The 21810-nt window shown below is 71.8% G+C and carries 20 protein-coding genes; 6 read left to right on the forward strand and 14 right to left on the reverse strand.

The window, feature by feature from the left end:
* Window positions 1-52: 52 nt before the first annotated feature.
* The 3 genes from ACFXBC_RS19865 (at window position 53) to ACFXBC_RS19875 (ending at window position 3259) form a co-directional block, all read left to right on the forward strand.
* Complete coding sequence (locus ACFXBC_RS19865) at window positions 53-631, forward strand: hypothetical protein (protein ID WP_385025649.1); 579 nt, start codon at window positions 53-55, stop codon at window positions 629-631.
* 140 nt (window positions 632-771) lie between these two features.
* A complete protein-coding gene (locus ACFXBC_RS19870) occupies window positions 772-1809 on the forward strand; it encodes a rod shape-determining protein (protein WP_385025652.1) in 1038 nt (345 codons plus the stop codon).
* A gap of 43 nt (window positions 1810-1852) precedes the next feature.
* Complete coding sequence (locus tag ACFXBC_RS19875) at window positions 1853-3259, forward strand: GAF domain-containing sensor histidine kinase (RefSeq protein WP_385025655.1); 1407 nt, start codon at window positions 1853-1855, stop codon at window positions 3257-3259.
* Between the two features lie 24 nt (window positions 3260-3283).
* On the opposite strand, the gene ACFXBC_RS19880 is transcribed toward ACFXBC_RS19875, so the two are convergent.
* The 7 genes from ACFXBC_RS19880 to ACFXBC_RS19910 form a co-directional block, all read right to left on the reverse strand.
* Complete coding sequence (locus ACFXBC_RS19880) at window positions 3284-4552, reverse strand: MFS transporter (RefSeq protein ID WP_385025658.1); 1269 nt, start codon at window positions 4550-4552, stop codon at window positions 3284-3286.
* A gap of 46 nt (window positions 4553-4598) precedes the next feature.
* Window positions 4599-5243, reverse strand: coding sequence for a TetR/AcrR family transcriptional regulator (locus tag ACFXBC_RS19885; RefSeq protein WP_385025661.1), 645 nt, complete (start codon window positions 5241-5243; stop codon window positions 4599-4601).
* Between the two features lie 70 nt (window positions 5244-5313).
* A complete protein-coding gene (locus tag ACFXBC_RS19890; protein ID WP_385025664.1) occupies window positions 5314-6564 on the reverse strand; it encodes a carotenoid oxygenase family protein in 1251 nt (416 codons plus the stop codon).
* Window positions 6565-6682: 118 nt separating this feature from the next.
* The gene (locus ACFXBC_RS19895) at window positions 6683-7069 is read right to left on the reverse strand and encodes a hypothetical protein (protein WP_385025667.1); all 387 of its coding nucleotides are present in this window, start codon (window positions 7067-7069) and stop codon (window positions 6683-6685) included.
* Window positions 7070-7384: 315 nt separating this feature from the next.
* Window positions 7385-9418 carry an ABC transporter permease gene (locus tag ACFXBC_RS19900; RefSeq protein ID WP_385025670.1) on the reverse strand — a complete coding sequence of 678 codons (2034 nt, stop codon included), beginning with the start codon at window positions 9416-9418 and terminating at the stop codon, window positions 7385-7387.
* A gap of 270 nt (window positions 9419-9688) precedes the next feature.
* Window positions 9689-10498 carry a molybdate ABC transporter substrate-binding protein gene (gene modA, locus ACFXBC_RS19905; RefSeq protein WP_385025673.1) on the reverse strand — a complete coding sequence of 270 codons (810 nt, stop codon included), beginning with the start codon at window positions 10496-10498 and terminating at the stop codon, window positions 9689-9691.
* Window positions 10499-10668: 170 nt separating this feature from the next.
* Window positions 10669-11064, reverse strand: a complete 396-nt coding sequence (locus ACFXBC_RS19910) for a molybdopterin-binding protein (protein ID WP_385025676.1) — start codon at window positions 11062-11064, stop codon at window positions 10669-10671.
* A 179-nt stretch (window positions 11065-11243) separates the two neighbouring features.
* Between ACFXBC_RS19910 and ACFXBC_RS19915 the strand changes: the two genes are divergently transcribed.
* Window positions 11244-11678, forward strand: coding sequence for a molybdopterin-binding protein (locus ACFXBC_RS19915; RefSeq protein WP_385025679.1), 435 nt, complete (start codon window positions 11244-11246; stop codon window positions 11676-11678).
* A 21-nt stretch (window positions 11679-11699) separates the two neighbouring features.
* Here the strand turns inward: ACFXBC_RS19915 and ACFXBC_RS19920 are convergent, their stop codons facing one another.
* The 3 genes from ACFXBC_RS19920 to ACFXBC_RS19930 all read right to left on the reverse strand — a co-directional run bounded on the left by ACFXBC_RS19920 (window position 11700) and on the right by ACFXBC_RS19930 (window position 16257).
* Window positions 11700-12194, reverse strand: a complete 495-nt coding sequence (locus ACFXBC_RS19920; RefSeq protein WP_385025682.1) for a molybdopterin-dependent oxidoreductase — start codon at window positions 12192-12194, stop codon at window positions 11700-11702.
* Window positions 12195-12373: 179 nt separating this feature from the next.
* Window positions 12374-15436 (reverse strand): molybdopterin-dependent oxidoreductase, encoded by a 3063-nt coding sequence (locus ACFXBC_RS19925; RefSeq protein ID WP_385025685.1) that lies wholly within the window; start codon window positions 15434-15436, stop codon window positions 12374-12376.
* Complete coding sequence (locus tag ACFXBC_RS19930) at window positions 15433-16257, reverse strand: FAD binding domain-containing protein (protein WP_385025688.1); 825 nt, start codon at window positions 16255-16257, stop codon at window positions 15433-15435. The genes ACFXBC_RS19925 and ACFXBC_RS19930 overlap by 4 nt, the downstream gene beginning before the upstream one ends.
* 518 nt (window positions 16258-16775) lie before the next feature.
* Between ACFXBC_RS19930 and ACFXBC_RS19935 the strand changes: the two genes are divergently transcribed.
* On the forward strand, window positions 16776-18326 hold the full coding sequence (locus ACFXBC_RS19935) for a PucR family transcriptional regulator (RefSeq protein WP_385025691.1): 1551 nt from the start codon (window positions 16776-16778) through the stop codon (window positions 18324-18326).
* A gap of 27 nt (window positions 18327-18353) precedes the next feature.
* On the opposite strand, the gene ACFXBC_RS19940 is transcribed toward ACFXBC_RS19935, so the two are convergent.
* From ACFXBC_RS19940 to ACFXBC_RS19955, 4 genes are all read right to left on the reverse strand, one after another.
* Window positions 18354-18749: a molybdopterin-binding protein gene (locus tag ACFXBC_RS19940; protein WP_385025694.1), complete on the reverse strand. Its 396-nt coding sequence runs from the start codon at window positions 18747-18749 to the stop codon at window positions 18354-18356.
* A 76-nt stretch (window positions 18750-18825) separates the two neighbouring features.
* Entirely contained in the window at window positions 18826-19248 is a 423-nt protein-coding gene (locus ACFXBC_RS19945; RefSeq protein WP_385025697.1) for a hypothetical protein, read from the reverse strand.
* Between the two features lie 30 nt (window positions 19249-19278).
* Window positions 19279-19911: a TetR/AcrR family transcriptional regulator gene (locus tag ACFXBC_RS19950; RefSeq protein ID WP_385025700.1), complete on the reverse strand. Its 633-nt coding sequence runs from the start codon at window positions 19909-19911 to the stop codon at window positions 19279-19281.
* A 234-nt stretch (window positions 19912-20145) separates the two neighbouring features.
* Window positions 20146-20649 carry a flavin reductase family protein gene (locus tag ACFXBC_RS19955; RefSeq protein WP_385025703.1) on the reverse strand — a complete coding sequence of 168 codons (504 nt, stop codon included), beginning with the start codon at window positions 20647-20649 and terminating at the stop codon, window positions 20146-20148.
* Window positions 20650-20831: 182 nt separating this feature from the next.
* Between ACFXBC_RS19955 and ACFXBC_RS19960 the strand changes: the two genes are divergently transcribed.
* Window positions 20832-21695: a siderophore-interacting protein gene (locus tag ACFXBC_RS19960; protein ID WP_385025706.1), complete on the forward strand. Its 864-nt coding sequence runs from the start codon at window positions 20832-20834 to the stop codon at window positions 21693-21695.
* Window positions 21696-21810 lie beyond the last annotated feature (115 nt).

Genomic DNA, 21810 nt, shown 5'->3' on the forward strand with positions numbered 1-21810 from the left:
GGTACGGGAGGGGGCCGGGCCGGCGCCGCTGCCGGACCGGCAGGATGGGGGTATGCCGCGATCAGGGAGCCCGTTCGGGCCGCTCGACTTCCAGCTGGTGCTGCTGCGCCGGATGGCCGACCATCAGCCGGTCCTCGTCGAGGACGCCCGGCACGAGCTGGGCGTCACGCTCGCGGAGATGCGCGAGGCGAACCGGCGGTGGCAGGCGATGGTCCGCTCGGCCCGGTCGGGCGGGGCGGCCCGGCGCTACCGGTCGGTGCTCGGCGAGCCGTCCGCCACCGCCCGCAGGAGGATCGGCGATCTGGAGTGCGAGGCCCTTCAGTGGCCGGTGCCCCTCTGGCCGGACCTGCGGTTCGAGGTGCTGACCGCGCCGGGCGGCGCGGTGTGGAACGAGTGGCTGGTCCGCGCCCCCGGCGCCGCGGCACCCGTCCTGGACACGGCGGACGATCTACGGCCCTGGTCGTGCACGGTGGACGAGGTGGCCCGCGCCTTCGCCCCCGTACGGCCGATGGAGGGCACCGCGCCGACCCGGTGGCGGCTCGCGCTGACGCTGCCCGGCGGGCGGCCCGCCGTCGCCGACTTCACCTGGGGGCTGCTCCAGGACGTACGAGCCACCGACACACCCGCGTAGAAGCTTGCTTTCTGGCGGCCCGTCAGAAAACCACCCGGGCGGCTCAGCCCAGCGCGCGCCCGGGTTGCGGCCGTCGCACGATGCGATGAGGACCGGCTGCCGCCGGTGCCCCACCCCAGTGTTTCCCGGGAGATCGTGCCGTGACCGTCAGTCTTGATCAGTTGCGTCGTTGCCAGGTAGCCGTCGACCTCGGGGCCTCGCGGACCCGCGTGTTCGTCAAGGGCATGGGCCTCGTCGTGGACGAACCGAGCGTCGTCGCGGTGAACGTCCGGACGGGCGCGCTCATCGCCGTCGGCGACTTCGCCGAGCAGATGACCGGCCGCACCCCCGGATACATCCGGGTGGCGCGCCCCGTCACGGGCGGCACCGTCGTCGACATCGACCTGGCCCGGCGCATGCTGGGGCAACTGCTCGGTGACAAGCTGCGGCGCAGGCTGCGGCGCACCCCGATGCTGCGCGCCGCCGCCTGCACCCCGCACAAGTCCGACCCGCTGGCGCAGCGCGCCACGGTCGAGACCCTGCTCGGACTCGGAGCCCGGAAGGTCGAGCTGGTCGACACCCTCGTCGCCGCCGCCGTCGGCTGCGGGCTCCCCGTCGAGCAGCCGACCGCCACCATGATCATGGTCTGCGGTGCGGCCACCACGCAGATCGCCGTACTCTCGCTCGGCTCGATCGTCACCGCCGAGCGGATCCCGGTCGGCGGTGAGGCCATCGACCGGGCCGTCGTACAGCATCTGCGCCAGCACCACCAGCTGCTGCTGCCGGGCCAGGCCGTACGGCCGCTGCAGCTGGCGCTCAGCGGCAACGGGCTGTCCCAGGACGGGCCCGAGTACACCGAGATCCACGGCCGGGACGTGGCCACCGGACTGGCCCGTTCGGTCCAGGTCGAGACCGCGGCCGTACGGGAGGCCATCAACACCCCGCTGACCGCCGTGCTCGACGGCATCGGCCGGGTGCTGCGCGGCTGCCCGCCGGATCTGGTCGCCGATCTGTCCGACCGGGGCATCATGATGGTCGGCGGGAGCGCCCTGCTGCCCGGCCTGGAGCAGATGGTGCGCAACGCGACGGGGATGCCGGTGCACATCGCCGAGCGGCCCGACGTCTGCTCGGTCCTCGGACTCGGCGCGATGCTGGAGGGGAAGATCCAGCCCCTGACGCTGGCTCCGCTGAGCGGCTGAACCGCACCCCAGGGACCTGCGACGATCGGAGCGGGGGACCACGATGACCGCTGACACCCGGCTTCCGCTGCTGCTCGAAGCGGTGCTGAGCGTCGGTACGGATCTCGAACTGCGCGGCACGCTCCAGCACATCGTGGACTCGGCGACCCGGATGACGGGCGCGCGGCGTGGGGCGCTCGGGGTGGTCGACCCCGAGCGCGACCGCCTCAGCGACCTGTTCTCGACCGGCACCGACGGCGACGCGCTGATCGGCCTGGCCGACGACACCCCCGGCCTGCTGCGGCTCCCGGTCCGGGTCCACCAGCAGGTCTTCGGGACCCTCCATCTGGCCGACAAGGACGGCGGGGGGTTCGACCGGGACGACGAGGCGCTGCTGCGGGTGCTCGCCGCGCAGGCGGGCATCGCCATCGGCAACGCCCGGCTGTACGAGACCGCCAGGCTCCGCGAGCGCTGGATCAAGGGGGCGGCGGCCGTCACCAACGCGCTGCTCACCGGCGAGAGCGCGACCGACGCGCTGACCACCGTCGCCGAACAGGCCAGGAGCCTCGCCGACGCGGTCGCCGGTGTGGTGCTCCTGCCGACCGACGCCGGCGGTATGGAGATCGTCGCCGCCTCCACCTTCGACGACCCGGGCGACCTCATCGGCGCCACCATCGCACCGGGCTCCCCCGTCCTCGTCCAGTTGCTCAGCGGGGACCCGGTGTACATCGAGGACTCGTCGACCGATCCCCGGATGACCACCCATGTGCGGGCCCGTTTCGGGCCGAGCATGATGCTGCCGCTGCAGAGCGGCGGCAAGCTGATCGGCACCCTCGCACTGCCCAGGCGGCGCAGCGGCCGCCCCTACAACGCGGCGGACCGGACGCTCGCCCTTCAGTTCGCCTCGCAGGCCGCGCTCGCGCTCGTACTGGCCGACGCCCGGCAGAACAGCGAGCGGCTGGCGGTCTTCGAGGACCGCGACCGGATCGCCCGGGATCTGCACGATCTCGTCGTCCAGCGGCTCTTCGCGACCGAAATGATGCTGGAGTCGACCCATCGGCGGGCGGCCGGAACCGAGCTCGGGGAGCTGATCGGGCGGGCGGTCGACGAGCTGGACTCGACCATTCAGGACGTCAGGACGGCGATCTTCGCCCTCCAGCAGCCGCCGGCCGACGCACCGTCGACGCTGCGCGGTCAGGTGCTGCGGGAGGCGGACAGCGCGCGGGCGCTGCTGGGGTTCGCACCTTCGGTGCACTTCGTCGGCCCGGTGGACGCGCGGATCCCGGAGCGGACCGGCGAGGAGCTGCTGTCCGCACTGCGCCGGGGGCTCGCCCGCGCGCACCGGTCGCCGGACGCCGCCCGGGTGGCGGTGGTGGTCGACGCCCGGGAGGGGCCGGTACGTCTGACCGTCACGCACGACGGGACACCGGACGGCGAGGACGGGAACACGCTGGTGTGGGAGGCGTCGTAGGGCCGGTCCGCCCCTGCGGCCGGGTTACGGCACCGGCGACCTGGCGTCGTAGCGCAGGAAGCCGCGCCGGGTCAGGCCGAGCAGGGTGACCGCGAGGACGCAGGCGAGGCCGCCGCCGACCACGGCCGCGGTCGGGGAGGCCAGATCGCCCGCCGAGCCCGCGAGGAAGTCGCCGAGGCGCGGTCCGCCCGCGACGACCACGATGAAGACCCCCTGGAGCCTGCCGCGCATCTCGTCCGGGGCGGCTACCTGCATCATCGTGTTGCGGAAGACCATGGACACGGTGTCAGCGGCACCGGCGAGCGCGAGGAAGAGCAGCCCGAGCCAGAGGTTCCTGGTCAGGCCGAACACCGCGATGGCGAGCCCCCATCCGGCGACCGCGACCACGATCGCGAGGCCGTGCCGGTGGATGCCGCCCAGCCAGCCGGAGAAGACCCCGCCGAGCAGCGCGCCGACCGCGGGGGCCGCCACCAGCAGCCCCGTGGTGCGGGCGTCTCCCCCGTACCAGAGGACGGCCACCGCGGGGAACAGCGCCCGCGGCTGGGCCAGGATCATGGCGCAGAAGTCCGAGAAGAACGTCATCCGGAGGTTGGGGCGGGTGGCCAGGAAGCGCAGCCCGTCCAGGACCGAGGCGCGGCTCTTCTGGCCCGCGGCCCGGTCGGGGAGCATCGTGGGCAGCCGCCACATCGCGTAGAGGGCGGCGACGAAGGAGACGGCGTCGATGAGGTACGCGGCCTGATAGCCCCAGAAGCCGACGATGAGGCCGCCGAGCATCGGGCCGATCAGCGTCCCGAAGGTGGTGGTCATCGAGGACAGCGCGTTGGCCGCGGGCAGTTGTTCACCGGGCAGCAGCCGGGGGATCATCGCGGATCTGGCCGGGGCGTTGAGGGCGGCGCAGACGGACTGCAGGGCCACGATGCCGTACAGAAACCAGACATGGTGGAAGCCGGCGAACGCGGCCGACGCGAGGGCGACCGAGAGGAAGGCGGACCCGAGGGCGCTGTACAGCCCGAGTTTGCGGCGGTCGAGCGTGTCCGCTACGGCCCCTCCGTACAGGCCGAACGCGACGAGCGGCACCAGCGAGAAGAGCCCCACCAGCCCGACGGAGAAGCTGGAGTGCGTGAGGGCGTAGACCTGGAGCGAGATGGCCAGGGTGGTCATGCCCTGCCCGACCCAGGAGACGGTGTTGCCGAACCACAGCCGCCGGAAGTCGGGGGATGTGCGCAGCGGTGTGAGGTCGGCGAGTATGCGCCGACGTATCGGCGTCTCCTTGGGCGGGCGTATCGGGGTCACACGGGATGCTAACCGGCGCCCGGGACCGCCCCCCGCCCCGGTCGGGTCAGTCCTTCGACCGCTGCGACGCGATGAGACCGCTGAACAGCCAGTGGACGGCGTCGCCGTAGAGATTCTCGGGAACCAGCTCCGGATCCGTCCTGCGGAGCTGCACAAGTCCCTGGAACAGCGCCATCACGACTGTGGCGACCCCGTCGAACGGAACGTCGTCGGACTGCCCCCGCGCCTTGGCCCGGTCCGAGAGGACGGTGGACAGCGCGTCCCGGTTGCCGCGGAACTGTGCGGCCATACGCTCCTGGAACTCGGGGTGACGGATCGCGTACAGCCAGAACTCCGCCTGCAGCGGGGCGAGATCCATGTCCTCGCTCGCGACCTCGACCAGCAGCCGGGACAGCATGGTCTGGGTGTCCTCGACAGTTCCGTCCCGGTCGGACAGGATCGCGGCGGCCTCGGCGAGGCGGCTGCCGCTCCGGTTCGAGAGAAGCTCGACGAACAGCTCGTCCTTGCCCGCGAAGTTCGAGTACAGCGCCCCGGTGGAGAACCCGGCGCTCTCCGCGATGTCGTCGACCGACGCCCCCGCGAAACCCTTGCGTGCGAACACCCGCGCCGCGGCCTCCAGGAGAAGGGTGCGGGTGCGCGCCTTGGTCTCCGCCCGGGTCATACGGCGCGGACGTGAGTCGTCGTCTTTCATATAGCGAACATTACCGAAATAGTGTTAATTACGTCAATTGCCGGGAGGGCGGCCGCATGGCGGGGCGCCTTCAGGCCCCGTCCGGCAGCCAGTTGCCGTGGAACCCGGCGGGCACCCGGGCGGGCAGCTCGATTGTGGCGACGGGTTCCGAGAGGTCCGTGGCGTCCAGGATCACCAGGTCACTGGCGTCACGGGTGCGGTCGTGGACATAGGTGATCAGCCAGCGCGGAGGCGCGAACGCCGCCTCGCCCGGCGTCCGGTCCGCGCCGAAGGCGTGCTCCGCGGCCGATCCCGTGTGCAGGTCGTAGCGCACGAGCGAGTTCCCGGCCGTCACATGGCCGTACCGGGCGTCGAGCCCCGCGAGACGGTCGTCGATACGGGGGAACTCGCAGGCCCTGTCGTCCAGTTGCTCTTCCCGTACCGCGCCGGTACGGAGATCGAGACGCCACCGCCACAGATGCGCGGGCACGGAGTCGTGGCCCTCCCACCACAGGTGCGCGTACCGCGCCGCGTACAGGACGACCTCGTCGCCCGCCTCGTACGCGTTGAGCGTATGGAACACGTAGCACGGATCGATGGGGAACCACCGCACCGCACCGTGCGGATCGGTCCTCGGCAGCAGCCCGATCCGGGCGCCGTATCCCGGGTCCCAGCGGTAGGGCATCCCCTTTCCGCCGGGCACCAGCACGACCGGCAGATCGAGGAAGACGACATGCCTGCTGGTGAGCGTGAACTCATGCATCATCGTCGGCCCGGCCACCTCTATCGGGCGGCTCAGCCGCAGGGTGCCGTGCGCGTCGGCGCGGTGGTACGTCAGATACGGCTGCCGCTTCGCATAACCGAAGAAGTGGAGCTCCCCGGTCTCCGGGCAGATCTTGGGATGCGCGGTCATCGGGGTGGTGAGCCCGCCCCCGAAGTCGTACGGACCGACCGTCTCCAGCTCACGGGTCACCTCGTACGGCAGCGACGCCTCCTCCAGCGCGAGCGTCCGGCCGGCGTGGCTGACGACATGGGTGTTGGCCCAGGCGCCGGTCAGCTCCGGTGAGCCGTCCGGACGGGGCGGCAGCGGGGTGTCGAAGCCCTCGGTGCGCACCCAGCGGTTGCGGTAGCAGGCGGCCCGCCCGTTCTCCAGGCGCACACCGTGGAGCATGCCCTCGCCGAGAAACCAGTGCCGCGACTCCGTACGCGGGTTCGGTCCGTTGCGTACGTACCAGCCGTTCAGCTCGGGCGGCACCGCACCGGTGACCGGCAGGTCGAACGCGGTCGACTCGGCGGCGACCGGGGCGTAGTTCCCCCGGGTGTGGAAGGTGTGCTCGGTCACGGGGCTGCTCCATGGTGGGGTGAACGGTCCGCGGAGGGCAACGGGGTTGTATGCGCGCGATCGTGACGGCGCGTCAACTCTGCGGTGACACCCGTCACGCCCGCACGGCAGGGGCTCGCTATCGGATGTGCGGCAGGGGCTTCGCGGTCATGGGCGGCGCGAGAGGGGTGAAGAACCGGCTGTCACCCAGCGGCCCGAGCAGCATGACGGCGAGTCCGAGCCCGATCGCGACGACGAGCGAGGCATCGCCGACCGAGCCCTTGAGCTGCTCCTCGACCACGGCCGCGATCACTACCAGGACGGCCTTCGAAGCGACCAGCGGCACCAGGTGCACCTCGACGGACCTGCGCCGGAGCCGGGACCTGAGCAGGAACATCACCACGGCGAACACGAGGATCGTGCGCAGCGCCTCCTCCCACACCGGCCTGCCGCGGTTGAGGTACCAGAAACCGCCGATCAGCAGACCGCCGAGCAGATAACGGAGGGCTTTCGATGAGGACGTCATTTCTTCGCTCCGAGAGGTGTGGGGAGACCGGTGGCGGCCAGTGCACGGCGGCGCCGGGGTATCGGGCGGGGGCGCGCATCGGCCCCCCCGTCCGGCTGGGCGTCGCCCAGCGGCTTTCATATGGATAACGCTATTCGGATAGTGAGCATTATGTCAATCGCTGGAGAGCAGGGCGGGCAGCAGAAAGACCCCGGCCGCTCGGCCGGGGTCGGGGTGGGGTCGTGGTCGCGGTGGGGTCGGGGTCGCGGTGGGGGTGGGGTCGCAGTGGGGGTGGGGTCGGGGTCGCGGTGGGAGCGGGAGGGAAGCTGGGAGGTCCTAGACCTCGACCAGGGTGATCTCGGTGGCCTTGACGCTGGTCCACACCCGTACGCCGTCCGCGAGGCCGAGTTCGAGTGCGGCCTGCGGGGTGATCTCGGCCACCAGGTCGGGCGCCTCGGCCGAGGTGATGAGGACGCGGAGCCTGCTGCCCGCCGATGTGATCTCCCGTACGGTGCCGGGCCAGACGTTGCGCGGGCTGCCGGTCGGCCGGTCCGGGTGTACGGAGACGGCCTCGGGCGCGATGATCGCCAGCGCCCCGGTGCCCTCGGCGAGCCCGTCGGCGACGACGAGCTGTCCGCCGCCGGTGAGCGCGAGGCCGTCCCCCGACGCGGTGCCGGTCCAGGCGTTGCGGCCGAGCATCCGGGCCACCCACGGCGACCGCGGATGCAGGGTGACTTCGGCGGGCGGGGCGTCCTGGAGCGTACGGCCGTCGTCCAGTACGAGGACCCGGTCGGCCAGCGAGACCGCCTCCACCGGGTCGTGGGTGACGATCAGACAGACACCGGCGAAGCCGCTGAGGTGCGTCCGCAGGGTGTGGCGCACATGGGCCCGGGTGGTCTGGTCGAGTGCGGCGAGTGGTTCGTCGAGCAGCAGCAGCCGGGGGCGGGCGGCGAGCGCCCTGGCGAGGGCGACGCGCTGCGCCTGGCCGCCGGAGAGCTGGGAGGGCTTGCGGGCGGCGAGATGGCCGACGCCGAGCCGCTCCAGCCACAGGGCCGCATCCCGGCGCGCCTCCGCGCGTGGCACCCGGCGCGACCGCAGGCCGTAGGCGGTGTTGGTGAGCGCGCTGAGATGCGGGAAGAGCGCCCCGTCCTGCGGGACCCAGGCCACCCCCCGGCGGTGCGGCGGCAGCGGGCCGACGTCGGTGTCGCCCAGCCGCAGTTCCGCGTGGGCGCGCGGGGTGAGGCCGAGGAGGGCGCGCAGCAGGGTGGTCTTGCCCGCGCCGTTGGGGCCGACGACCGCGATGGTGGTGCCCGGCTCCGCGTCCAGGGTCAGCTCGTTGAAGCCGGTGACCACCGCGTGCAGCGGCCAGCGCTCCTGCGGGGCAAAGGACTCGGGGGCCGGGCCGCCTCCCGTGGTGGTGTCCGCTGCGCCGACGGCGCGGTCCGCGTCCGGTGCGCCTTCCGCAGTGGCGGCGGGGCCGAAGCCGGGTTCGGGCCGGCCGGTGCCGTCCGTACCGTCCGTGTCGTCGGCGGGGCGTACGGGCTTCGCGGTGCGCTCGGCCGTTCCGCCGGTCCACCGTCCGCGCAGGGCGACCAGGACGGCCATCGCGATGACGAGAAGCAGCAGCGAGACGGAGGTCGCGGCCTCCGGCGAGTCCTGGAGCAGCAGATACACCTGGAGCGGCAGCGTCTGGGTGGTACCGGGCAGATTCCCGGCGAAGGTGATCGTCGCCCCGAACTCACCGAGCGCCCTGGCCCAGGTCAGCGCGGCGCCCGCGGCGAGACCCGGCGCGACCATGGGCAGCGTGACGGTGCAGAACACCCGGACCGGCGACGCTCCGAGCGAGGCCGCGGTCTCCTCGTACCGCGGACGCAGCCCGGCGAGCGTGCCCTCCAGGCTGATGACCAGGAACGGCATCGCCACGAAGGTCGCCGCGACCACCGCCCCCGAGGTGTGGAAGGGCAGCACGATCCCGAAGGTGTTCTCCAGCCAGGGCCCGAGCAGCCCCCGGCGGCCGAACCCGAGCAGCAGCGCCACACCGCCGACGGTGGGCGGCAGCACCATCGGCAGCAGGACGAGCGAGCGTACGAGCGTCTTGCCCGGGAAGTCGACCCGGGCGAGCAGCCAGGCCAGCGGCACCCCGAGCAGCAGTGAGAGGCCCAGCGCCCAGAAGGAGACCAGCAGCGAGAGCCGTAGCGCCTGGGTGGTGTCCGGGCTGGTCAGATGGGTGCCCAGCTCGCCCCATGAGGTGCGGGCCAGGATGCCGATCAGCGGCATCAGCAGGAACGCGACCGCGATCAGAGCGGGCACCGCGAGGGCGATCGGGGTGCCGGTGCGCGGAGTGCGGGCACGGACGCGGATGCTTCTCATCGGGGTTCCTGTGATCGGGATGCCGGACAGCGGCCACCCGGGTGCCGGAGCCGTGGCCGCGTATCCATACAAGGCGGGACCGTACGGGGCTGTCCACCGTCTGCGCGGATACGGCAGCGGCAACAACAGCCCCGTACGGGAGAGTTGAGCGTTCTACAGCTTGGGCGTTCTACAGCTTGGGCCGCACTACGGCTTTAGGCGTGCTACGACTTTGGCCGTACTGCGGCTTGGGCCTGCTACGGCTTTGGCCGCACTGCGGCTTTGGGCCTGCTACGGCTTCTGGAAGCCCGCGCCCTGGAGGATCTTCTGCGCCTCGGGGCCGGCCAGCCACTTGACGAACGCGGCGGCGGCCGCCGAGTGCTTCGAGTCCTTGATGGTCGCCGCCGGGTAGGAGGCGACGGCGTTCTGCGCGTCGGGGATGTCGACGGCCTGGACCTTGCCGGGCGCCGTGGCCGCGTCCGTCTTGTAGACGATGCCCGCGTCCGCCTCGCCCAGCTCGACCTTGGAGAGGACGGCGCGGACGTTGACCTCCTGGGAGACCGGCTTCACCTTGATCTTCTGGGCGTCGAGCACCTGCTTGCTGTAACGGCCGACGGGCACCTCGGGGGCGGCGAGTACGACCTTCAGCTTGGAGTCGGAGAGGTCCTTCAGGTCCTTGATCTTGTCCGGGTTGCCCTTGCCGGTGGCGATGACCAGACGGTTCTTGGCGATGATCTCCGGCGTACCGACGTCGGACTTGAGGCCGTCCATCGTCTTGGTGTCCGCGGTGACCAGCGCGTCGGCCGGGGAGCCCTGCTTCACCTGGGTGGCCAGTTCCTGGGAGCCGGCGAAGGAGTAGGTGATCTTCGTGCCGGGGTGCTCCTTCTCGTACGCCTTCTTCGCGGTGGCGAACACGTCGGTGAGCGAGGAGGCGGCGAGGACGGTCAGATCCGCCTTCGGGGTGCCGGACGCGGAGTCGGACGCCTTGGCGCCGGTGTCCTTCTTGCTGTCGTCGTTGCCGCCACAGGCGGCCAGCGGCAGCAGCAGGGCTGCGGTGACGATCGCGGTGGCGGTACGGCGGCGGGTGAGGATGCGGGACATGAGGGTGGGACTCCTTGAGGGACGGGCGGCACGGTTGCTGCCCGAGCGGATGGGGATGAGCCACGCCGAATGGGGGCCTCCCGGCTCGGGTTGGTCCGAGGGTTCGGGGAAGGGCGACGCCGCTGTGTGGGGGAGCTGCTTACGGGAGCGGATCCGAGCCGGCACGGGGCTCAGGTCCGGTCGATGTGCACACTGGTCGACTTGACGCGGGCGGTGGCCTGCATGCCGACCTCCAGGCCGAGTTCCTCGACGGCCTCCCTGGTGAGGAGGGAGACCAACCGGTGCGGGCCTGCCTGGATTTCCACCTGAGCCGCCACATCGCCGAGCTTCACGGCGGTGACGATGCCCGGGAACGCGTTGCGCGCCGAGGTGTAGGACGCGCCGTCCTCGCCTGCGGAGCTCTGCCCGATCTCGATCGAGAAGGCGGCCAGATCGCGTCCGCCGATGAGCCGGCGGCCGGATTCGTCGCGGTGGGTCGCGACTCTGCCGGCATCCGCCCAGCGACGAGCGGTGTCGGGGCTGACGCCGAGCAGACGAGCCGCCTGACCGATCGTGTAGGACTGCATATGCGGAAAGATATGCCCAGTTGGCTGGCATCTGCAATTCATCGGCCGAAGCTCCATGGCAGATGCCAATCCCCTTGGAGGAAGACCCGAAGCGCCGTTGGGCGACAGGGGACGCACGGCGAAGGCGGGGAACGTAATATCGCAAATCCGACATCCCCCTCTGTGTGCGAGGTTCCCCCATGTCTCTGGACATCCGCAGTCTGAGCATCCGCAACCAGCTCCCCGGCACCGTCACGGGCGTCACCGAGGGGGCGGTCATGGCGACCGTCAAGGTGCACCTCGGCGGCGGCCAGGAGGTCACCGCCGCCATCACCCTGGAGGCTGCGCGGGAGCTGGGTGTCGCGGAGGGCGTGGCCGTACGGGCGCTGATCAAGTCCACCGAGATCTCCCTGGCGACCGGCCCGGTCACCGGGCTGAGCATCCGCAACCGGCTTCCCGGCACGGTCACCGCCGTCACGACGGGCGGGGCCATGGCCGGGGTCAAGGTCGACGTCGAGGGGGCGGAGCTGACGGCGGCCATCACGAAGGAGTCGGCGGCCGAACTCGGCCTCGCGGCGGGCTCGTCCGTCGTCGCGCTGATCAAGTCCACCGAGGTCTCCCTCGCCACGGTGTGAGGGCGGGCGGCACGGCCGCGCCTACCGCTCGGCGAAGACGCAGGCACCGACCCAGACACTGGTGATCGCGCTGATGTAGCGCGCCCCGCAGCGGTCGGACGGGACCACCAGCTGACTGCCCGCCATGTCCAGGCCGCGTCCGTCCACGGCGGTGGCCAGCAGGATCGGCGAGTCCGCGAAGTCCGCGTCGATCTCGGCCCAGGACAGCACCGTACGGTGCCCGTCCCCGCCCTGGACGGCCAACAGGAAGCGGGAACGGTCCTTGCGCCGCGCCGGGTCGAAGGCCGGCCGTGCGTCGCCGACGACCTCGCGCAGCAGCGGACCCTCGAAGGTGTGGTGCTGCGGGCCGTTCTTGGCGCAGTCGAAGACCACATCCGCCCGGTGCTGGCCCCACCGGGCCCGCAGATCCGCCACCGTCAGCGCGACGGGCCGCACCAACTCGCCCTTGAGCACCAGGCTTCTGGGCGCCAGGGAGGCGGCGCGGACGGGCCGGGACGGTGCGGTGGTTCCACTCATGGGGTTCCCCCTCCAGGCGGGCCACTCGGCGTCCGCCCTTGCCTGGAGCCCATGATGCCCACCGCCTCGGCGCCTGAACCACAGGTGCGGCCCGATGTGGCTCGCCCGGCTCGCCGCTGGGAGGGAAAGGGGCCGCGGGAAGCGGTATCCGCGAGATGTCCGGGGATCCGGGTGAATCTCTAGACATCCAGGCCCCTCGCCCGCCGGTCCATGGCACGCCATACGCGGTCGCGGGTGACCGGGAGTTCGGTGAAGCGGATACCGGTGGCGTCCCGCAGGGCGTTGGCCAGCGCCGGGGCCACCGGGTTGAACGGGCTCTCGCTCATGGACTTCGCGCCCAGCGGACCGATGGCGTCGTCGGTCTCCATGAAGTGCACCTCGGTACGCGGCACATCGGCGAAGGCGGGCAGCCGGTACATCCGGAAGGCGGGCGTGGTGACCTGGCCACGGTCCCCGATCCGTACGTTCTCGAAGAGCGTCGCCCCCAGGGCCTGCGCCACTCCCCCCTCGACCTGGCCGCGGCACTGCATCGGGTTCATCACCTTGCCCGCGTCCGCCGCGTGCACGCTGCGCAGGATACGGATCTCACCGCTGCCGGGGTCGACGGCGATCCGGAACCACTGGGCGTTGAAGGCCACCGAGCGGGGAGTGCCGCCGAAGTACCCGTCCTCGGCGAGCACCTGGCCCGCCGTCTGCGCGGCGGCGTACACCTCCTTGAGCAGCAGACGGCGGTCACCGCACTCGACGGCCTCCTCGACCAGACGGCAGTCGGCCGGGGACACCCCGAGATGGGCGGCGGCGAAGCGCAGCAGCGACGCCGCGAGCGCCTCCGATGCCCGCAGGGTGGCCTTGCCCGCCACCACGGTGCCGGTCGACCCGAAGGCACCGGTGTCGTGGCGGACCACGTCCGTGTCCGACTGCCGGATGGCGATCCGGCCGACGGTGGTGCCGAGTTCGCCCGCCGCGATCTGCCGGTGGACGGTGGTGGTGCCGTTGCCGAACTCGGCCGTACCGACGGCGAGGTCGAAGGTGCCGTCGGCGAGCAGCGTGACACGGGCGTCGGCGATGTGACCGCCGGGCGGCCCGGTGGCGATCATCGAGAGGGCCGCGCCCTCCCCGGTGAGCCAGCCATCGGGCACGACGGCGCCCGGTGCGGTCTCCGGTGCGGTGTCCGGGGCGCCCGCGCTCTCCTTCTCCTGCGCCTGTGCCCGCTCCTTCTCCTGTGCCTGCGCCGTGCGGACGATACCGAGGCACTGGTCGAGCCCGTAGCTCGCGATGTGCAGGTCCTCCTCCTCACCGTCGGCGGTGACCATGGGCTCGCCCGCCTTGATGATGTTCCGCGCCTTGAGGTCCAGCGGGTCCATGTCCAGCCGCCTGGCGATCTCGTCGAGCACGGACTCCATGCCGAAGACGACCTGCCCGAGCCCGTACCCGCGGAACGCGCCCGCCGGAACGGTGTGGGTGTAGACCGAGTAGCCGTCGGCCCTCTTGTTGGGGCAGCGGTACACCGAGAGGGACTCGCCGCAGGCGTGGAACATCACGGCGGGGCCGTGGTTCCCGTACGCCCCGGTGTTGGAGACGACGCGCAGCTGGAGCGCGGTGAGCGTGCCGTCCCGCCGGGCCCCGGCCTTGATACGGATACGGAACGCGTGGCGGGTGGTGGCGCCGTAGAACTGCTCGGCCCGGGTGTACTCCAGCTTGACCGGGCGGCGGGTCCGCATCGCGGCGAGCGCGACGATGTCCTCGACGATCATCTCCTGCTTGCCGCCGAAGCCGCCGCCGACCCGGCCCGCGAACACGCGCACCTTCTCCAGCGGCAGTTCGAAGAGGACACAGAGCGCGCGCCGGGTCAGGAACGGGGTCTGGCTGCTCGTCCGTACGATCAGCCGCTGCCCTTCGGGCGGGGCGGGGATCCCGGCGGTACGGCCGGTGCCCGCCGCCTCTTCTGCCGCTACTGCCGCTACTGGCTCTTCTGCGTCTCCGGCCTCTCCGGCCTCCGCAGCCTCTCCGGCCTCCGCGGCCTCCTCTGCCTCTTCCAGCTCTCCCGCCTCTCCCGGCTCTCCCACCCCGGCGTGGACGTTCACGCCCGTCTCGGGGTCCCTGCTCACCCGGTCGACCCCCACCGCGGAGCCCACCTCGCCGGCCACGTTCTCGTCCATGTCCTCGAACCAGGCCACCGCGCCGTGCGTCTCCAGGCTGGCGTGCTGCACCCGCTGGGTCCGGAAGTCCTGTTCGTACACCACGTCGGCCTCGGCGAAGCCCGCCTCGACATCGCCGGTCTCGCCGTGGGTCTCCCCGACCACGTTGTCCTGCGGGCGGCTGATCCGGGATCGCTCCGCGTCCTTGGCGTGGACGACGGGAGCGCCGGGCAGCATCGCCTCCTCCGGGTCGAGCACGGCGGGCAGGACCTCGTACTCGACCTCGATCCGGCGGCATCCCTCCTCGGCCGCGCCCTCGCTCTCGGCGACGACGGCGGCGACGCGCTGGCCGACGTAGCGCACCGTGTCGTCCAGCAGCCGGGTGTCGTCCGGGTCCTCCTCGGGGTGTTCATGGCGCGCGGTCGAGTAGAGCCGCTCCGGTGCGTCGTGGTGGGTCAGTACGAGGTGCACTCCGGGCACCCGCAGCGCGGCCGCCGTGTCGATGGAGACGATCCGGGCGTGCGCGTGCGGGGAGCGCAGCAGCTTCATGTGCAGCAGCCCCGGCACATTGATGTCGAAGGTGTAGCGCGCGGTGCCGGTGACCACCTGCGGCCCGGCGGGGGCGGGCAGACTGCGGCCGACGGCCTTGCCCGCGCACGGCGCCTCGGCGTGCTTGACGCCCCGGATGGAGTCCTCGATCGCCCGGTAGCCCGTGCAGCGGCACAGATTTCCCTTGAGCGCCCTGGGCAGGTCGGTCAGCTGGTCCTCGTCGAGCGCCGCGGTGGTCATCAGGAACCCGGCGGTGCAGAACCCGCACTGGAATCCCTGCGCGTCGAGGAACTTCTGCTGTACGGGGTGGAGTTCGCCGTCCTTCGCGAGCCCCTCCACCGTGGTGACCGAGCGGCCCTCCGCCCGGACGGCGGGGTAGAGGCAGCTGTGCACGGGCTCGCCGTCCACATGCACCGTGCACGCCCCGCAGTCGCCCGCGTCGCACCCCTTCTTCACACCGAACCAGCCGCGGTCCCGCAGATAGGTCCGCAGACACTGGCCGGGGCGGGGCTCCGCGTCGAAACGCTGGTTGTTCACTTCGATCTCGTAGGTCATCGCACACCGCCCCCGGTGAGTTCGGAACGGATCTCCTCGGCCAGCCGCAGCGCCATGTGGCGGCGCCACTCGGGGAGTCCGTGGATGTCGTCGAACCAGTCGTCGTCCCGGACCTCCCGCAGGATCGCCGCGCGCAGTTCGTCCGGCGAAGGCGGCAGCGGGAACCAGAACCGGAAGGGCCGTACGGTCGCGGCCGAGACCGTGATCGCCAGCGAGCCGTCCAGCGGGTCGAGCGCGCCGATGACCAGGGCGCCGGAGCGTCCGAGCCCGTAGAGGGACGCCTGCCGGAAGGCCGTACGGGAGGCGACGGCGCGGGCGGGCAGGGTGACCGAGCGCAGCAGCTCCCCCTGGCCCAGGTTCTTCGCCCCGGCACCGGTGATGAACTCCGTGACCGGCAGACGGCGCAGCGATCCGTCCTGGGCCCGGAGCAGGCAGACGCCGTCGAGAGCGGCGGTGAGGGAGATCATCGGGCCGGCCGGCAGACCGTTGCAGAGGTTGCCGCCGAGAGTCGCCATGTTCCAGATCTTGAACGAGGCGAGGAAGGCGCGGCAGCACTGCTCGACGAGCGGCGCCGCAGGGGCCGACCAGACCTTTCCGAACCGCGAGAGCTGGGCGATCGTGCAGGTCGCGGCGATCTCCAGACCGCCGTCCGGCAGTTCCTTCAGCGGCTCCCAGCCCATCCGGCTGAGGTCGATCAAACGCCGCAGCCGGGGCTGGGGTTCGGAGAAGAGGTAGGTGCCGCCGCCCAGCCAGTAGTCGCCGGGCCGCCAGGCCGGCCGGGTGCGCGCGTCCCGCACCTCGGCCACCGTGTTGAGATCCATAGCGCTCCCCCTCGTTCCCTCTCCGTACTGCTCCCGGCCCGTACCGTGCGGGGTTCGTCGGGGTGTCCGTATGCCGGGGCCGCTGCCGACGCGGCATGTGCTCCGCCAGTGAAGCAACGCGCCGGGGTCCGGGACGACTGGTTCCGGCCACGGAAAACCGCCGGGTGCACAGCACGATGGTTGGACGATCAACCAAGGGGCGTTCCTCCATTGACGCCTGGCATTTACGATGGTTCCACTCACACTCGCCTCGTGAATGTGAGATGCCGGATCTTCAGGTCGGGCGCTGTACAAGGGGCTGTCCGGCGGATCAGGGCGCAGGTATCGCCGGTTCCCGATCGGCCCCGGTGAGCGGGGCCTGGTGCGTCCAGCTGCAAGGAGGAGGAGGGCGGCGAGGCGGTGGGGGTCCCCCCGGCCGGAGGCTGGGGGAGTCGTCAACCGACGACAACGCCGCAGATGGGCGTGCCAGGCCCCGCGTCTGCGCCCGGATCCGCCGGACAGCCCCTAGGAGCCAGAGCATGCACGTCGGACAACTTCTCCAGCTCGAATCACTCGATCTGGCCCTGCTCTGGGGGGAGCCCCCGCTCCTCACCCGGGAGATCAGTGGTGTCACCGCCACCGATCTGGAGGACCCGGCACGCTTCCTCCAGCAGGGCGAGATCGTGCTGAGCGGGCTGGTCTGGTGGAGCCCCGACGCCGGCCCGGCCAAGACCGACCACTTCGTATCGGCGCTCCGCTCGGCCGGGGCGACGGCGCTCCTGGCGGGCGAGGAGACCCATGGCACCGTCCCCGGCGTGCTGATCGACTCCTGCCGCGAACACGGCGTTCCGCTGCTCTCGGTGCCCGCGCAGACCAGCTTCCGCGCCATCACCGAGGCGGTCTATCTGCGCCAGTGGGGCGACCTCAGCCGCCGCCCGGCGCACCACTACGCGCTGCCCGCCAACGTACGGACCGAGCTGTCCCGGCTGCTCGCGGACGGCGCGGGCCCCGACGAACTGCTCGACCGTGCCTTCGCCCATCTCGGGCGGCTGCCCTGCTACCTCCTGTCGGCCGGTGGCCGCACCCTCGGCCGCACGCCGTCCGCCCCCGAACTGCCCGCGCCGCGGGCCGCCGCGCTGCTCAGGGACACCGCGAGGGACACCACCCGGGTCGCCCTGCGGGTCGAGGCGGAATCGGGCCCCTATGACACCTGGTACCTCTACCTGCCCGACCCGGCGGAGGCCCCGCCGCGGGTGCTCCACGAGATCGCCGATGTGATGGCGCAGCACCGCCACACGCTCGACCGGCGCCGGGCCACGGAGCGGCGGGCCGGTGACGAACTGCTGGCTCTGGCCGACTCACCGGTGGCGGACCCGGCGGTCCTGGACTCCGCGCTGGCCGCCTGCGGTCTGCCGGCGCACGGCCACTACCGGGTGATCGCGGCCGCGCTGGGCGGTGACGGTGCGCAGCGGGCGGAGGGGGCGGATGCGCGGGCCGCTCTCACGGAGGCGCTGAGCCAGGTGGTGACCGGACCGTTCGCGGTGGGGGTGCGGCCCGGCGGGACCGCGGTGGCCGTCCTGCACACGGGACACGACGAGGACTCCGGGCGGCCCGCGCTCGACCAGGCGTGGTCACTGCTGCACGGCTGCTCCCCCGGGACACCGCTGCACGCCGGCATCAGCGACCGCACCCCGGGCCCCGGCGGCCTCAACTCGGCTCTGGGGCAGGCGCGTTACGCCCTGGCAGCGGCGGCCACCACGGCCTCGGAGGCCGACCGGGTCACCGCGGTGGACGACCTGACCTCACTGGACGCGCTGCTGGCCGGTGTCCCCACCGACGTACGGGCGGCCTTCAGCGTCAACACCCTGGGGCCCCTGTCCGACAGCTCCAGCGGTTCGCACCGTGTGCTCCTGGAGACGCTGGAGTCCTTCCTCGCCCACAACTGCTCCTGGACCCGTACGGCCGAGGCGCTGCATCTGCATGTCAACACGGTGCACTACCGCATCCAGCGCGTGGAGGCGCTGACCGGCCGGGGGCTCTCCAACCTGGACGACAAACTCGACCTGCACGCCGCGCTGAAGTGCCGCTGAGAGGCAGGACCGCGGGCTGCCGGGCCGCTACTGCCGGTCGATATGCACATTGGTCGACTTGACGCGCGCTGTCGCCGTCACCCCGACCACGATCCCCAGTTCGTCGACGGCCTCCCGGCTCACCAGGGAGACCAGCCGGTGCGGCCCGGACTGGATCTCGACCTGGGCGACCACGTCGTCGACGGTGACCCGGGTGACGATCCCGGCGAAGGAGTTCCGTACGGAGGTGTGGACCTCCCCCGGCACCGGATGCAGGCCCTGGGCCCGCCCCTTGGCGAAGGACGCGAGGCTCACCCCGTCGATGACACGGTTCCCCGCGCCGTCCCGGTCCATGGCGATCTGCCCCCCGTCGGCCCAGCGGCGGACGGTCTCAGGACTCACACCGAGCAGACCCGCTGCCTGGCCAATGCTGTACGAGGGCATTCCTGCACCCTAAAGCCACCCGTACGGCGGCGGCGTGCGGGCCCCGTGCGGCCCCGTGCGGCCTGCGCCGTACGCGTCAGGCGGATCCGCGGGCGAAGACCCCGCGCAGGGAGGCGGCGTAGCCCACGACTCCGGCGAGCAGAAGTCCGCAGACACCCTGTTCGATCTTCATCCACTCGGGGAAACCCCCGGGCAGCGCGATGATCACGACGATGACCGCGACCATCACGGACGAGATCACCGTCAGACGGCGCCAGGCACCACGTGCGCCCCGCGCGGCACGCACGGCGAACCGGTACAGCAGCACGGAGCTGGCCGCCACGATGGAGCCGCGTATCCACACGGCGGAGTTCACCGCGGCGTGGTCGTCGCGCAGCAGCACGACGGCCAGAAGGGTCAGGACGCTCAGGCCGAGATAGCCGCCGACCAGCAGTTTGATTCTGCGGAACGCCTCCCTGGTGCGGGGCTGTTCCAGGCTCCGGGAATTGACGGTGTTCATACTCGTCCTCCTTGAGGGCTCCCGTTCCGGTCAGCTGGTGCCCGCGGCCGGGATCATCCGGTCGATCAGCCACACCAGCTGTCCGGCCACCTCCGGGCCGTCCAGCTCGGAGTGGTTCATGAACTGCTCGGAGAGCGCGTCGATGGTCGCCCGCAGCAGTACCGCCGCCGTCCAGGTGTCGAACTCCCCGAACTCACCGGCCCGTTGGCCTGCCTCAAGCAGCTGCTGAGCGACGGCGACGAGACTGTCGTTGCCCTGGCTCGTGTAGCGGAGCGCACCGTCGTCGCCGCGCAGGTTCCGGCTGATCTCCAGCACGGCCCGCGCTTCCTTCTGGTGGGTCCAGGTGAAGTTCACGCAGGAGCGCACATAGGTCAGCACCCGCTCGCGCTCGGTGGAGGCGGCCGCCCGCTCCGCCCGCAGCGGTGGCACCGCGTCCGCGTACACCTGCTCCATCACGGCTTCCATCAGCTCGGACCGGGAGGTGAAGTGGTAGAGCACCACACTCTTCGACACCCCGGCCCGCCGGGCTACCTCCGCGATGGTGGTCGCCGCGTACCCCAGCTCGACGAGGCCGTCGATCGCGCAATCGACGAACTGGCGACGACGGGCGCGGTTCACGAAGGTGCCGTCGCCCTGACCATCCACACTCTTTTTCGACCGCATGGTCGAAAAGTAACACGTGCGGTCAGCCTATGCCATTGTTCCTGGTCAGGGGGACGCCCGAGGGGAGGCACGGGTCCGGGCGCGCGGAAGCGGCTGGACGCGGCACTCGGCGCGGTCGGCCGTGCCGACAAGGTCAACGCGGTCAACGCGGTCGACAGGGCCGGCAGGGTGGGCACGGTTGGCGCGACGGATGCGAGCGGTCAACAGGGTGGCCGCGCACCGCCGTTCAGCCCGTCAGCCGAGCTGCAGCACATGACTGTGCCGGCTGCCGAAGAAGACGAGCGGGACTCCGCCGTCATGTGCGCCGGACGAGGTGGCCGCCGATGCGACCCGCGCCACGAACAGCGTGTGGTCGTGGATCTGGATCTCCCGCGTCACCTCGCACTCGAAGCGGGCGAGGCTCCCTTCGAGCGTGGCCACATGGCTCCCCTCGACGAAGCGCGGTTCTATGTGTCCGTCGCGTGGTCCGCTGAAGTGGGAGGCGTACGCGCTCTGCCCGTGGCCGAGCACGCTCACCCCGTACCAGCCGCTCCCCGATATGAGGGAGTGCGTCTTCCCCTTCCGGAGCGAGACCATGACGGTCGGGGGATCGAGGCTGATCGACGTGAAGCTGTTGACGGTGGCGCCGCGCGTCTCCCCCTCGGGGTCATCCGCGGTCACCACGACGATTCCGGTCGCGAACAGCGCCACGGACTCGCGGTACAGCTCCATGGACGCCTCTGGCCTGGACGCTCGCATACGGACGCTCCTCTTCCTGGGGGATCGGCATCCAACGGGGGCTCCTGGCCCACCCCGTTGCAGGTTAGGTTAGCCTAACTTAAGCAGAAGGGCTTCGAGGTGTCGTACGCCGGTCCGGGCGTGCCCGCACCTGCCCGTGTATCGGCCTGTCGATCTGTCGACTCATCGACCTGGAGTGATGTATGACCGCTGGGACCGTCACCACCCGCCCCGTCCAGGCGCCGTTCCGCGTCTTCCCCGTCCATGTGGAACGGACCGTCCGGCTCACCCCGCAGATGGTGCGCGTCACCTTCGGGGGCCCCTCGCTCTCCGCCTTCCGCACCGGCCACCGCGACCAGCGCGGCAAGATCCTGCTCCCGGCCCCCGGCCAAGCCGAGCCGCTGCTCCCCGAAGGCACGACCGACAGCGGCTGGTACGCGGTCTGGCGGACGATGCCGCCGGAGACCCGGCCCGTGCTGCGTACGTACACCTTCCGCGCCCACCGCACCGATCCGGACGAGGTCGACATCGACTTCGCCCTGCACGGTGAGGGCAGCGGCCCCGCCTCACGGTGGGCGGCCGGCGCCCGCCCCGGTGACCGCGTCCTCGTCGTCGGCCCGGCCCGCGAGGACGCCGGCGGTGTGGACTTCCTGCCGCCGCCCGGTACGCGTTCGGTCGTGCTGGCGGGTGACGAGACGGCGCTACCCGCCATCGCCTCGATCCTCGAAGGGCTCCCCGCCGCGCTGCCCGTCCAGGTCTTCGCCGAAGTCTCGGGGCCTGCCGAGGAGTTGGAGCTTCCCGGCACCGCACAGGTCACCTGGGTGCACCACGGCCAGAGCCCGTCACCCCTGCTCGACGCCTTCCGGGACGCCGAACTGCCGGTCGCCTCGCCGTACTTCTGGATCGCCGGAGAGGCTTCGGTCAGCAGGGAGCTGAGGCGCCATCTGGTCGGGGAGCGCGGGGTCGAGCGCGGTTCGGTGTGCTTCAAGGGGTACTGGCGACGGGGGTTGACCGAGGACCAGGAGGAGAGCACCGCCGCCGCACCGCAGGACGGCACGGACGACTGAGCCGGTCCGGCGGTCCCGCTCACGGCGGGGGGCCCCCCCGCCCCCCCGCCCGGGGTTGGGGGGGCCCGTCCCGGCGCCGCCCCGCCGCGCCGCCCCGCACGGCCCCGGAGGTGCG

The organism is Streptomyces sp. NPDC059398 (genome assembly GCF_042751845.1).
GTDB lineage: Bacteria > Actinomycetota > Actinomycetes > Streptomycetales > Streptomycetaceae > Streptomyces.